The 12,882-nt window shown below is 70.9% G+C and carries 6 protein-coding genes; all 6 read left to right on the top strand.

Going from position 1 to position 12,882, the window contains the following annotated elements:
* Genes ABH920_RS32395 through ABH920_RS32420 form a run of 6 tightly spaced genes read left to right on the top strand, consistent with a single transcriptional unit; the run spans position 1 to position 12,878 of the window.
* Positions 1-1,014 (top strand): NAD(P)/FAD-dependent oxidoreductase, encoded by a 1,014-nt coding sequence (locus ABH920_RS32395; RefSeq protein WP_370353020.1) that lies wholly within the window; start codon positions 1-3, stop codon positions 1,012-1,014.
* Entirely contained in the window at positions 1,011-3,302 is a 2,292-nt protein-coding gene (locus ABH920_RS32400) for a class I tRNA ligase family protein (RefSeq protein WP_370353021.1), read from the top strand. Before ABH920_RS32395 ends, ABH920_RS32400 begins: the two co-directional genes overlap by 4 nt.
* Entirely contained in the window at positions 3,299-6,676 is a 3,378-nt protein-coding gene (locus tag ABH920_RS32405) for an amino acid adenylation domain-containing protein (RefSeq protein ID WP_370353022.1), read from the top strand. Before ABH920_RS32400 ends, ABH920_RS32405 begins: the two co-directional genes overlap by 4 nt.
* Positions 6,673-8,205: an AMP-binding protein gene (locus tag ABH920_RS32410; protein WP_370353023.1), complete on the top strand. Its 1,533-nt coding sequence runs from the start codon at positions 6,673-6,675 to the stop codon at positions 8,203-8,205. The genes ABH920_RS32405 and ABH920_RS32410 overlap by 4 nt, the downstream gene beginning before the upstream one ends.
* Before the next feature lies 1 nt (position 8,206).
* Positions 8,207-9,649, top strand: a complete 1,443-nt coding sequence (locus ABH920_RS32415; RefSeq protein ID WP_370353024.1) for an MFS transporter — start codon at positions 8,207-8,209, stop codon at positions 9,647-9,649.
* A complete protein-coding gene (locus tag ABH920_RS32420; protein ID WP_370353025.1) occupies positions 9,636-12,878 on the top strand; it encodes an amino acid adenylation domain-containing protein in 3,243 nt (1,080 codons plus the stop codon). Before ABH920_RS32415 ends, ABH920_RS32420 begins: the two co-directional genes overlap by 14 nt.
* Positions 12,879-12,882: the final 4 nt, after the last annotated feature.

Consider the following 12,882-nt stretch of genomic DNA (forward strand, 5'->3'; position numbering starts at 1 on the left):
ATGCGTGAGCAGAGGCAGCGCATCGCTGTTGTGGGCGGCGGAATCCTCGGCTGCCTCGTCGCCCGCGAGATCTGTGCCGCCGAAAAGCCTGCGCGCAGCCCTCAGACCGAAGTCGTGCTGCTGGAGCGGGACGCCGTCGGCTCCGGCGCCAGTCGGCGCTCGGCCGGCCTGTCCATCCCGAGCGGAGCCACCGACCGGATCCGGGGGATGGCCAAGGTCAGCGGCGACTACTACGACCAGCTCGCACAATCCCGTCCCGACCTTCCCATCTACCCGGTGGACATGACCGTCGTCGCCGAGGCGTCCGGCGCCGGCGCGCAGCACGTCGAGGGCTGCCACTACGCCGACGTCGACTCCCTGGTCCGGGCCCTCGTCCGTGACCTGCGGCCGCGGGTTCGGGTGCGGGAAGGCGTGCAGGTGACCGGGATCGAGTCCGACAGCGGCGGCGTCGAACTCGAACTCGGCACCGGCGAGACGCTGAACGTCGACCACGCCGTGCTGGCGCCGGGACCGTGGATCAAGGCACCTGCCTGGCGGCGCTACGTCGAACCGCTCGGCCTGCGCGTCAAGAAGATCGCCGCCCTGCACGTCGAACAGAGCCCTGATGCGGGCGACCGAGTGCGCTACTTCGCCGACGACGACGCCTTCCTGCTCCCCATGGCCCACCGCGGCCACTGGCTGTTCAGCTACACCTGCCAGGAGTGGGACGTCGACCCGGACACCCTGCACGACGGTCTGTCCCCGGCCGTGCTCGGCGAAGCGCGGAACCTGCTGGGCCGGCTCGCCCCGGCCCTGGCCGAGCACGCGACGTCCGGCCGGGTCTTCTGCGACGCCTACAGCCCGGACCGCGAACCCCGCGTCCAGGCGCTCGACGAGGCCGGACGGATCGTCTTCGCCGGGGCCGCGAACGGCTCCGGTTACCGGCTGGCCCCGGCGATCGCCTCGGAGGCGGCCGGCCTGCTGTTCAAGCTTCCCACGCTTCCCCCTTCCACCAGGCATTGGAGCCAGAGTTGATCATCAACGAGTACGATGCCGCAGCCCTGCACGAAGCGTTCGGAATCGACATGGGCTCGATGGACCTGGGGCCGATCGAGGAGCGGGGCGTCGGCGGCGGCTGGGGCCGCGTCGCGCCCGGCGGCCGGTCCGACGCGCACCAGCACGACGAGATCGAGACCTTCGTGATCGTCGCAGGGCACGGCGATCTGATCGTGAACTCCGAGCGGCGGCAGGTCAACCCGGGCAGCGTCATCCAGTTCGAACCCTTCGAGACGCACCATCTGGAGAACACCGGAGCGCAGGACCTGCTGTTCGCCACGTTCTACTGGCGCAACCCCGACCGGGCCGCGCGCGCCGCCGTCGCACCGGGGCGGCGCTCCTTCGACCGCCGGCCGGTCTTCGTCTTCTCCTCGCCGACCACGCCGAACGGGGACCTGCACCTCGGGCACCTGTCCGGGCCGTATCTGGGTGCCGACGTGTTCGTCCGGTATCAGCGGATGATCGGCGCGCAGGCCTGGCACATCGCCGGCAGCGACGACTTCCAGAGCTACGTGGAGGCCACCGCACGCCGCGAGGGACGCACCCCGGCCGAGACCGCGGCGCACTACAGCGCCGAGATCCTGGCCACCCACAAGCTGATGGACATCAGCGTCGACCAGTACACCGTGTCGAACGCAGACCCCGGATACACGCAGGGCGTGCAGGACTTCTTCGCCGGCGTCGCGAAGTCCCCGGCGGTCGATCGCCGGTCCTGCCCGGCGCTGTTCGACGGCGCCACGGGACGCTACCTCTACGAGCCCGACGTCTCCGGCGGCTGCCCCACCTGCGGCAGCCCGACCGGCGGGAACATGTGCGAGGAGTGCGGCGAGCCCAACATCTGCGCCGACCTCGTCGCCCCGCGCGCCGCCGACTCCGACGCCGAGCCGCGCGTCGGCGAGCTCACCCGGTACTCCCTGGCTCTGCACGAGGTGATGCCGGACATCGCCGTCGCCCACCGCCTGGGCCGGGTCCCGGCCCGGGTCCTGGAGCTCGCCGACCGCCTGGCCCGGCGGGAGAGCCTGGACCTGGCGATCACGCACCCGGGGCAGTGGGGCACGCGGCCGGCCGACGCGCCGGACGACGACCAGGTCATCTGGGTCTGGATCGACATGGCCTACCGCTTCCTGTACGGCATCGAGGCGATCGGCCGCCGCACCGGGGAGGACTGGAGCGCCCAGGAGCCGCGGGCCGACTGGAAGATCGTGCACTTCCTCGGCTTCGACAACAGCTTCTACCACGCGATCCTCACCCCGGCGCTGTACAAGCTCGCGTACCCGGGCTGGGCGCCGGACATCGACTACCACCTCAACGAGTTCTACGAGCTCGACTTCGACAAGTTCTCCACCAGCCGCCGCCACGCCGTGTGGGGCAAGGACGTCCTCAATCCGCAGACCGTGGACGCGGTGCGCTTCCACCTCGCGCGCACCCGGCCCGAAAGCCGCCGGACCAACTACTCGGCGGCCGACTACGACGCCACGCTGAACGAGACGCTGATCGGCGTCTGGCAGACATGGCTCGATGACCTCGGGACGCGCGTCGTGAACGAGTACGGCGGCGTGGTCCCCGACGCGGGCATCTGGCAGCCGGAGCACACGGCGTTCTTCGCGCGGCTCGGCATGCGTCTGGCCGAGGTGAGTGGGGCGCTTGGGCAGGACGGGTTCTCGCTGCGGCAGGCCGCCGAAGCCCTCGACGGCATCGTGCGGGACACCGTGGCGTTCCGCGACTCCGAGCGCGCTGCCGCGGGTATCGCAGCTCGCAAGGACCAGGCGCGGACCGCGATCGCGCTCGAGTTGGCAGCGGCGAAGCTGCTCGCGGTCGCCGCCGCGCCGGTGATGCCGCGCTTTGCCGGTCGGCTCGCTGCCGCGCTGGACGTGCCCGAGCCGGAGCGCTGGCCGGAGCAGGTGAGGTTGGTCGCGGCCGGGACCAAGATCGACCTGGCCGGTCAGGTGTACTTCGGCGAGCCGGCGGTGTCGCAGAGGTCGCAGATGCCGGCGGGCTCCGCGCTGCTGCCTTGGCTCGGCGACCGCGTGCGGGAGTCGCTGGTTCTGGCGCCGGACGCGCCGGTCGTGGACAGCACGCTCGTGGCGCTCGGCATGGAGTCCATGCAGTCCATCGCGTTGCAATATCAGCTCCTGGAGAAGCTCGGCGTTGACGTACCGGTGGAGGTCCTGCTGGGGGAGCGGACCGTCGCCGAGCTGGCCGAGTTCCTGGACGGCGAACTCTCGCCGGAGGCGCGGGCCGAGCTCGTCACGGAGGTGACGGCGTGAGCCAGGTGACGGAGGTTCTGGCCGAGATCGAGTCCCGCGGCTTGAGCGTCACCGTCTCGGGGGCCGATCTGCGGCTGCAGGGGCCCAAGGAACGGATGGACCCGGAGCTGGTCGGGCGGATCAAGGCCGTCAAGCCGGAGCTGGTCGGCTACCTCAGCCAGCCGCCTGAGCCGGAGGGCTTCGCGGTCACTCCGCTGCAACGCGGTTATCTGATCGGGCGCGGTGACGCGGTCGAGCTGGGCGGGGTCGCCAGCCACGTCTACCACGAGATCGAGGGCTGCTGGGACTTGGAGCGGCTCGAAGGCGCGCTGCGCTCGGTGGTCGCGCGGCACGGGATGCTGCGTACGCGGTTCACCGCTGACGGCCGACAGATCGAGCAGCAGTCGGCCGAGATCCGGATCGGTCGGCTGGACCTGCGCGGACAGTCCGCGGAGCGTCAGATCGTGCGCCGTCTCGCGCTGCGCAGGGAGCTGTCGCATCGGGTGCTGCCGGCGGACCGGGCGCCGATGGTGGCCGCGGACGTCACGCTGCTGGCCGAGGACCGCATGGTGCTGCACGTGGGCCATGATGGCCTGGTGATGGACGGCATCAGCATGTTCCTGTTCTTCCGGGAGTGGTGGTCCGCCTACAGCGGGGCCGAGACCGAGCCCTATTCCGGCGAGGAGGCGTCGTTCGAGGCCTACGTCGCCGCGTTGGAGAAGGCCCGGACCCGTGCTCCGGCCGAGCGGTCGCGGACCTACTGGCTCGATCGGATCGAGGACTTGGCGCCGCATCCGGACCTGCCGCTGCGGACCAGCCCTTCGGCGATCGCGGTGACCCGGTTCACGCAGTACTCCGCGCGGCTCGACGCCGCGGCCTGGGCCTCGGTGAAGTCGCGGGCCGCCGGCCTGGGCCTGACCCCGACCGTGCTGCTGCTCGCGGCCTACTCCGAGACGCTGGCCCGCTGGGGCGCGGGCAACCGGTTCACGCTCACCACGACCGTGGCCAACCGTCCGCCGATCCACCCGCGCATCAACCACGCGATCGGCAACTTCTCCGAGACGCTGCTGGTGGAAGTCGAGATCGACCGGCAGCTCACGTTCCAGGAGCGCGCCAAGGCGTTGCAGGCCCGGCTGCGTCGGGACCTCGACCACCGGCACTTCAACGGGATCGAGGTGCTGCGGGAGCTCGGGCGCCGCACGGGTGCCGGGCAGGCGCAGATGCCGTACACGTTCAACAGCGCGATCGGGTACGTGCAGGCCGACGTCGACGGCTCCGCGCTGGAGCTGTTCGGCCCGGAAGTCGCCACCAGCAGCCAGACGCCGCAGCTGTGGCTCAACACGTTCGCGTTCGAGCAGCACGGCGGGGTGACCGTCCAGTTCGACGCGGTGGACGGGCTGTTCCCCGAGGGCCTGGTCGAGGACATGGTCGCCGGGTACCAGACGCTGCTCGACAGCTTGCTCGACGAGGACGCCTGGAACGCCGCCACCTTCGATCTGCTTCCCGAGGCACAACGCGAGCGGCGGCGGGTCGCGAACGACACCGCGCGGCCGCGACCCGACGACGTCCGGCTGCCGGATGCCTTCCTGGCGCGGGCCGCGGCGGCGCCGGATGCGACGGCCGTCCTGACGTCTCAGGGCACGATGACGTACGGCGAGCTGTCCCGGCGTGCACGATCGGCCGCGGCCTGGCTTCAGGCACGTCGGGTCGGGCGGGACGAGCTCGTCGGCCTGGTGATGACGCGGGGGCCGGAGCAGATCGTCGGGATCCTGGCGACGCTGCTGGCCGGCGCTGCGTATCTGCCCATTGACGCGGCGCTGCCCGAGGAGCGCAAGCGGTACATGCTGCGCGACGGCCGCGTGCGGTGCGTCCTGACCAACGCTGGATGGCAGGAGCCTGATACCGACGTCCTGGCGCTGGACGCGACCGAACCCGCGGACGGGGAGTCCCTGCCGGCGCTGCCCGCCGGCTCCGGACCCGACGACCTCGCCTACGTGCTCTACACCTCCGGGACGACCGGTGAGCCGAAGGGAGTCATGGTCAGCCACCGCAGCGTGGCCAACGTCGTGGCCGACTGCAACGCGCGATTCGCTGTCGAGGCGCGGGATCGGTTCTTCGGGATCAGCGCGTTCAACTTCGACCTGTCCGTGTACGACGTCTTCGGCGCGCTGTCCGCGGGTGCTGCGATCGTGCTGCCGGACGCCGACCGGGCTGCCGATCCGGCGCACTGGCTGGCGTTGTGCGCGCAGTTCGGGGTGACCGTGTGGAACTCGGTGCCGGCGCTCGTGGCGCTGCTGGGTGAGCAGGCCGCGGCCGGTGAGGCCGGCCAGGACGGTCCGCTGGGCGCCTTGCGCCTGGTGATGATGAGCGGGGACCGGATCCCGCCGGAGCTTCCGGCGAGGTTGTGGCGTCTCAAGGACGACCTGTCCGTGATCTGTCTCGGCGGTCCCACCGAGACCACGATCTGGAACATCTCGCACCCGGTCGGCCGCGAGGAGGACGGCTCGCGCAGCATCCCCTATGGCCGGCCGAACGCCAACAACCAGGCGTACATCCTGGACGCCGACGGTCTGGACACTCCGGACTGGGTCACCGGCGAGATCTGCGCCGCCGGGGCTGGTCTGGCGCGCGGCTACTGGGGCGATGCGGCGCGCACCGCCGAGCGCTTCTTCGACGACGAGCGGCGGGGCGTGCGGCTGTATCGCACCGGCGACCTCGGCTGCTACCTGCCCGACGGCGAGATCGCGATTCAAGGGCGGGGCGACTTCCAGCTGAAGGTCAACGGGTACCGCGTCGAGGCCGGCGAGGTGGAGACGCGCCTGGCCGCGATCGATGAGATCAAGGAGGCGGTCGTGGTGTGCCAGGCCGGTGCGCCGGATGCGCCGGATGCGCCGGATGCGCCGGACGCGTTGGTGTCAGGGGATCGGCTGGTGGCGCATGTGGTCGCGGCCGGGGATCAGCATCCTGATGTCGCGGCGATTCGTGCCCGGCTCGGCGAGCACCTGCCGGTGTACATGACGCCCTCGGTGCTCGTGTGGCACGAGAGCTTGCCGCTCACCCGGAACGGCAAGGTCGACCGGGCTGCGCTGCTCGCTGCCGCGCCGTCCGGCGCCGGATCGGGTAGCGGCGGTGCGGCGAAGGCGACGGCGACGGCGAACACAGAGCTCGAACAAGAGCTGGCCGGCATATGGGCCTCGGTGTTGCGGCTGCCCGAAGGTTCTATCCCGCCGGAGGTCGACTTCTACGAGCTCGGCGGGGAGTCGCTGGCTGCGGCGCGCATTCTCACCAAGGTGCGTAAGCGGTTCGGCATCGGGATCACGTTGGAGCGGATGCACGAGATGCAGACGGTGCGTGCCATGGCGGCTCATGTCGAGGCTGCGAGGAGGGCGTCATGATCGACCCGGTCATCAACCACGCTGCCGGTGGTGTTGTCGCGCGCGGCCATCAGATTTCCTTTGTCCGCCTCGGATCCGCGCAGTCCATGGACCTCGCGGAGCTCCACGAGGCGGCGGGGCGGCTGGCCGGCGGCCTGGCCGCGCTCGGCCTCGGTCCGGGCGACCGGCTCGGCATCCTGGCTGCGAACAGTCTTGAGTGGGTGCTGCTTGATCTGGCCGCGCTGCGGCTGAAGGCGGTCACCGCCGGGTTCGAGCCCGGCAAGTTCGAGCTCGAAGCCCTGCCGGCCAAGTACGGCCTGAAGATGCTGTTCACCGACCGGCCGTTCGAGGGCGATGCGCAGGGCGTGATCCGGTCCGTCGGCGAGGTCGCCGCGCTGGCTGCTGAGCCGGCCGTTGCCGCGCCGGTCATACCGGCGCCGGGGTTCACGCCGGACGAGCCGACGACGATCAAGTTCACGTCGGGCAGCTCCGGCGAGCCGAAGGGCTTGGCCGCCACCGCCGGCAGCATCGACAGCTCGGTGAGTGCCGTGCAGGAGCTGTTCCAGCACGGCGAGGACGACAACCTGTTCGTCTTCCTGCCGCTGTCGTTGCTCCAGCAGCGGTTCTGGGTCTACTCCGCGCTGTTCTACGGCCACGACGTCACGGTCAGCACGTACGAGGCGGCGCTGCCGTCGCTGCGGCAGGTCCGGCCGACGGTGGTGATGGGCGTTCCGGCGTTCTACGAGGCCGCCATGGCGCATATCGAGGGGCAGGCACGGCGCGCCGGCGCTGAGGATGGCGCCACAGCGGTGCGCTCTGCCGCTCAGGACCTGTTCGGCGACCGGATCCGCTACCTGTGGACCGGCTCGGCACCGGCGCGCGCCGCGATGCTGCGGTTCTTCACCGATGACGCCGGGCTGCCGCTGTATGAGGGCTATGGGCTGAACGAGGCCTGCATCGTGGCGAAGAACCATCCCGGTGCACATCGGGAGGGGAGTGTCGGGCGGGTCCTGCCGCGCAAGAAGGTGCTGTTCGACCAGGACGGCGTGATCAGCATCCACAGCGAGTACCCGGTCAACGACCGGTACGAGTACGCGCCGCCGGGGGAGTCCGAGCGGATGTTCCTGCCCGGGGACGTGGTGCGCACCGGGGATGTGGGCTACCTCGACCGGGACGGCTTCCTGTACATCCAGGGCCGCGCCGACGACACGATCGTGCTGGACAACGGCCGCAAGGTGATCGTGCGCCCGATCGAGGAACGGTTGCGCGGCGGCTCGGCGATCCAGGAGTGCGTGGTCTTCTGCCCGGACCAGACGCGGCTGGTCGCCGTGGTCTCGCCGGCGGCCGGACCGGTGGACGAGGCGGCGATCGCCGAGCACGTGGCGCGCGCCAACGCCGAGGCCGCCGCGGATGAGCAGATCGCGCGCGTGGTCATCGCCCAGCCGCGGTTCAGTATCGACAACGGGCTGCTGACCTCGCAGTTCAAGCCGCGGCGGGCGGAGATCTTCGAGCTCTACCGGGACCGGATCACCGGTGTGGGAGGGGTCTGACATGGCACTGACGCAAAAGGAGCCGCGTGAGTCCGGCACGTCGGGCGCGCAGGCCGTGCCGCCCGGGACCACGTCACCCCGAGCCGCGCTGACCGAGCCTGTCCCGCCCCAGGCCGCATCGTCCGAGGCCGCCCCGCCTGAGGACGCCCCCGCCGAGTCCGGCAGCGTCTGGCGGAACCACGACTTCGTCAAACTCTGGACCGGCGAGACGATCTCCCTGATCGGTACCCAGATCACCCAGTTCACGCTGCCGCTGATCGCGGTGTTGACCCTGCACGCGAGCGTCTCCGAGGTCGGCCTGCTCAACGCCTCGCGCAGCGCGCCGGTCGTGGCGGTCATCCTGTTCGCCGGGGTGTGGGTGGACCGGCACCGGCGGCGGCCGATCCTGATCGGCTGCGCGCTGGGCTGCGGCGTGCTGATCGGGCTGATCCCGCTGGCCTCCTCGCTCGGTGTGCTGTCCATGGGCCTGATGTACGTGGTCTGCATCCTGACCGGCGTGCTGTCCGTGGTCTCCGAGGTCGGGGTGTTCTCCTATGTGCCGAGCCTGGTCGAGCGCCGGCACCTGGCCGCGACCAACAGCCGGCTGCAGACCAGCCTGTCGCTGGCCATGGTGGCGGGTCCCGGGCTCGCCGGCGTCCTGGTCGGGACGATCACCGCGCCGACCACGCTGACCGCCGACGCGATCTCCTACTTCTGCTGCGCGCTCGGGCTGATCGCCATCCGCGGGCGCGAGCCGGCACCGGCGGCGCAGCACCAGTCGGTCCGCAGTTCGATCGCCGAGGGAGTGCGAGCCGTGTTCGGCTCCCCGGTGCTCCGGGGCCTGCTCACCCAGTCCGGCACCTTCAACCTGTTCCAGAGCGGGCTGATCACCATCCTGGTCGTGTACGCGATCAAGGATCTGCTGCTCACCCCGTTCCAGCTGGGCGTGGTGCTGGGCGCGATCGCCGTCGGCGGCGTGTGCGGCTCGATGTCCGCCAACCGGATCCGCGAGCGGTTCGGGCTGGGGCGGACCATGGCGGCCGGGATCACCGCCGGCACGCTGTGCCCGCTGTTCCTGCTGATACCGCGCAGTTCGAGCTTCGCGTCGCTGGCGATCCTGTCGACCGTCGAGTTCGTTTACGGGTTCGGCGTGCTGATGTTCAACGTCAACGCCACCACCCTGCGCCAGAGCGTCACGCCGGACCGGCTGCTCGGGCGGGTCAACGCCAGCTACCGCCTGGCCGTCCTCGGCACGCTGCCGATCGGCGCGGCGCTGTCCGGGTTCCTCGGCCAGGCCGTCGGGCTGCGCTCGGCCATGGTGATCATCGCCTGCCTCATCACCACCCCGATCCTGTGGGTGGCCTTCTCCCCGGCCTATCGGCTCAAGACCATGCCCACCGAACCTCTGCCCGAGCTGATGGGCGCTTCGATCGCGACAGGAGCCACCTCCGATGGTGAACACTGACATCCCAGCGCGGGGGGAGCTCGCGGGCGAGCTTCCGCTGTCGTTCAACCAGGAACAGCTCTGGTTCATCGAGCAGTTCCACGCCGGCCTACCCACCTACAACGTCCCCCACTTGGTCCGGCTGCGTGGCGGTCTCGACGTCGCGGCGCTCGGCCGCGCGCTGGACGGCCTGGTCGAGCGGCACGAAGCCCTGCGCACCAGGTTCGTCGGCGACGACGACGGGCGTCCGGTCCAGGTCATCGACGAGCCCGGCCACGTCGAGCTCACCGAAATCGACACCGAAACCGGCATCGAGCCCGCCGACGAGGCCGCCCGGCCGTTCGCCCTGGACCGCGGCCCGCTCCTGCGCGCCCATCTGATCCGGCACAGCGCGCAGGAGCACGTCCTGCTCCTGGTGACCCACCATGTGGTCTTCGACGCTCTGTCGAGCGGCGTTCTGCTCAACGATCTGGCCGCGCTCTACCAGGTCGAGCTGGCGGGAACGCCGGCACACTTCGCGCCGCTGTGGGTGCAGCCCGCGGACGTCGCGCTGTGGGAACGCGAGCAGCTGCGCGGCGACATCCTGGCCGACCTGGTCACGTTCTGGCGCACCGAGCTCGACGGGCTGCAGACCGCCCAGCTCCCCGCCGACCGACCGCGACCGCTCGTCGTCGGCCACCACGGCGGCGTCCGGTGGCAGAACCTCGGCGCCGAAGCCCTCGCCGGACTCAGGACCCTGAGCGAGCAGCAGGGAGTGGGCCCGCAGGAAGTCCTGACCGCGACGATCCAGGTCCTGCTCCACCGCTACACCGGCCAGGACGACATCGTCATCGGGACGGCCGCCGCCGACCGGGGCCCGCACGAGGCCCTGAAGCCGCTGATCGGCTTTCTCGTCAACACCCTGCCGATCCGCTCCGACCTGTCCGGCGACCCGGAGTTCCGCGAACTGCTGGCGCGCGTGGCTCAAACGGTCCATCGCGCCCGCGAGCACCAGAGCCTGCCGTTCGCCCGCCTCGTCGAGGAGGTCCCGGTCGAGCGCGACACCAGCCGTGCCCCGATCTTCCAGGTCGGTCTGACCTTCTCCGAGGCCCTGCCGGAGCTCGAAGCCGGCGGCGTGTCGATGCGCATCGAACACGTCGACTTGCCGGCGGCCAAGTTCGACCTCGACTTCGCCGCTCACGTGCGCGACGACGAACTCTGGCTCCGCCTCACCTACGACACCGGCTTGTACGACCCGCCCACGGCCGAGCGCATCCTCGGCCACGTCGGCGTCCTGCTCGCTGCGGTGACCAGCGATCCGTCGCAGCGGCTGTCCAAGCTGCCGATCCTCACCGAAGCCGAGCGGCACCGCGAAGTCGTCGAGTGGAACGACACGGCCACCGAACTCCCCGACGTGTGCATCCACGAGGGCTTCGAGCGCCAAGTCGACCGCACCCCCGACGCGGTCGCGGCGGAGCTCGACGGCGAGATGCTGACCTATGCGCAGCTCAACGCCCGCGCCAACCAAATCGCCCGACGCCTGCGCGAGGCGGGAGCCGGACCGGAGATTCTGGTGGGTGTCGCCATGGCGCCCTCGATCGAGCGGTTGGCCGTCCTGCTCGGAATCATGAAGGCAGGCAGCGGATACGTCCCCCTGGACCCGGCGCTCCCGGCCGAACGGCTCTCCTACATGATGTCCGACACCGCGATGCCGGTGGTCGTCGCGGATGAAGCAGGCGCGGCGGCGCTACCGGCGACCACGGCTCAGGTGGTGGCCATCGACCAGGAATGGGACCGGATCGCCAAGCTCGAATCGGAGAACCCCGGCTACCCGGTCCAGTCCTCGAACATCGCCTACGTCATCTACACCTCGGGCTCGACCGGCCAGCCCAAGGGCGTCGTGGTCGAACACCGCCATGCCGTGAACTTCCTGCTCGGCATGCTCGGACCGTGGCAGGTCGGCCCGGACGACCGCGTCCTGCAGTTCGCGTCGCTGAACTTCGACGTGTCGGTGATGGACCTGTTCATGACGCTGCTGGCCGGCGCGCGGGCCGTCCTGGCCGGCAAGGAGACGCTCATGGCCCCGCCGCGCCTGGCCGACCTGATCCGCGACCGGAAGGTGACCTTCGCCTGCCTGCCCCCGGCGGTGGTCAGTCTGCTGACCGGCGAGCAGTTCCCGGATCTGCGGATCCTGCTGTCGGCGGGGGAGGAGCTGCCCGCCGAGCTGGTGCGGCGCTGGCTGCGCCCGGGGCTGCACTTCTACAACGGCTACGGCCCCACCGAGGCCGCGATCGGCTCGACCTTCATGGAGATCGACGGCTCGATCTTCCCGCCGCCGATCGGCCGCCCGAAGCCCAACTACCAGGCCTACGTGCTGGATCGATGGCTCAATCCGGTCCCGGTCGGCGTGGTCGGCGAGCTGCACGTCGGCGGGGCCGGCGTGACCCGCGGCTACCTGAACGCCCCGGAGCTCACCGAGCAGCGCTTCATCCCGGACCCGTTCCGCGACGTGCCCGGCGCGCGCCTGTACAAGACCGGAGACCTGGTGCGGCGCAATCCCGACGGGACCATCGTCTTCGTCGGCCGCGTCGACGGCCAGGTGAAGATCAGGGGCATCCGGATCGAGCTCGGCGAGATCGAGGCGGCGCTGGTCGCGCACGAGGCGGTCGAGCAGGCCGTCGTGGTCGTGTCCGAGGACCGCGCGGGCCACAAGCGGCTGGTCGGCTACGTGCGCGGGGTACCGGGAGAGCCCGCCGTCAACGTCGCCCAGCTTCGCCAGTACCTGGCGACCCGGCTCCCGGCCTCGATGGTCCCGGCCGGCCTGCTGGCGGTGGACGCGATCCCGCTGACCGCCAACGGCAAGATCGACCGCAAGGCGCTGCCGGCCGTGGAGTCGGCGCAGGCCATGGCGGGCGCGGAGTTCGTCGCGCCGCGCACGATGCTCGAAGCCGTGCTCACCGACGTGTACGCCGGCCTGCTGCGCCGGGACCGGGTCGGCGTCGACGACGGCTTCTTCGACCTCGGCGGCAACTCCCTGCAGGCGATGCAGCTGGTCGCCCGGCTGCGCTCGGACCTCGCGGTCGACATCGACGTCACCGCCGTCTTCCAGGCGCCCGCCGCCCGGCAGCTCGCCGTGTTCCTGCGGGACCGGCAGGGCCTGGCCGACGTCGACCTGGACGACGTCGACCTGGCCGACGTCGGCCTGGACGACGTCGACCTGGCCGACGTCGACCTGGCCGACGCAGCGCTCGAAGACGGCGGAACGGAGTAGCGCG

Source organism: Catenulispora sp. EB89 (assembly GCF_041261445.1).
Classification (GTDB): Bacteria; Actinomycetota; Actinomycetes; order Streptomycetales; family Catenulisporaceae; genus Catenulispora.

What these genes read in the sequence shown, in the direction of transcription:
- ABH920_RS32395 (WP_370353020.1), top strand. Translation starts at nt 1, where the DNA reads ATGCGTGAGCAGAGGCAGCGCATCGCTGTTGTGGGCGGCGGAATCCTC.
- ABH920_RS32410 (WP_370353023.1), top strand. Translation starts at nt 6,673, where the DNA reads ATGATCGACCCGGTCATCAACCACGCTGCCGGTGGTGTTGTCGCGCGC.
- ABH920_RS32415 (WP_370353024.1), top strand. Translation starts at nt 8,207, where the DNA reads ATGGCACTGACGCAAAAGGAGCCGCGTGAGTCCGGCACGTCGGGCGCG.
- ABH920_RS32420 (WP_370353025.1), top strand. Translation starts at nt 9,636, where the DNA reads ATGGTGAACACTGACATCCCAGCGCGGGGGGAGCTCGCGGGCGAGCTT.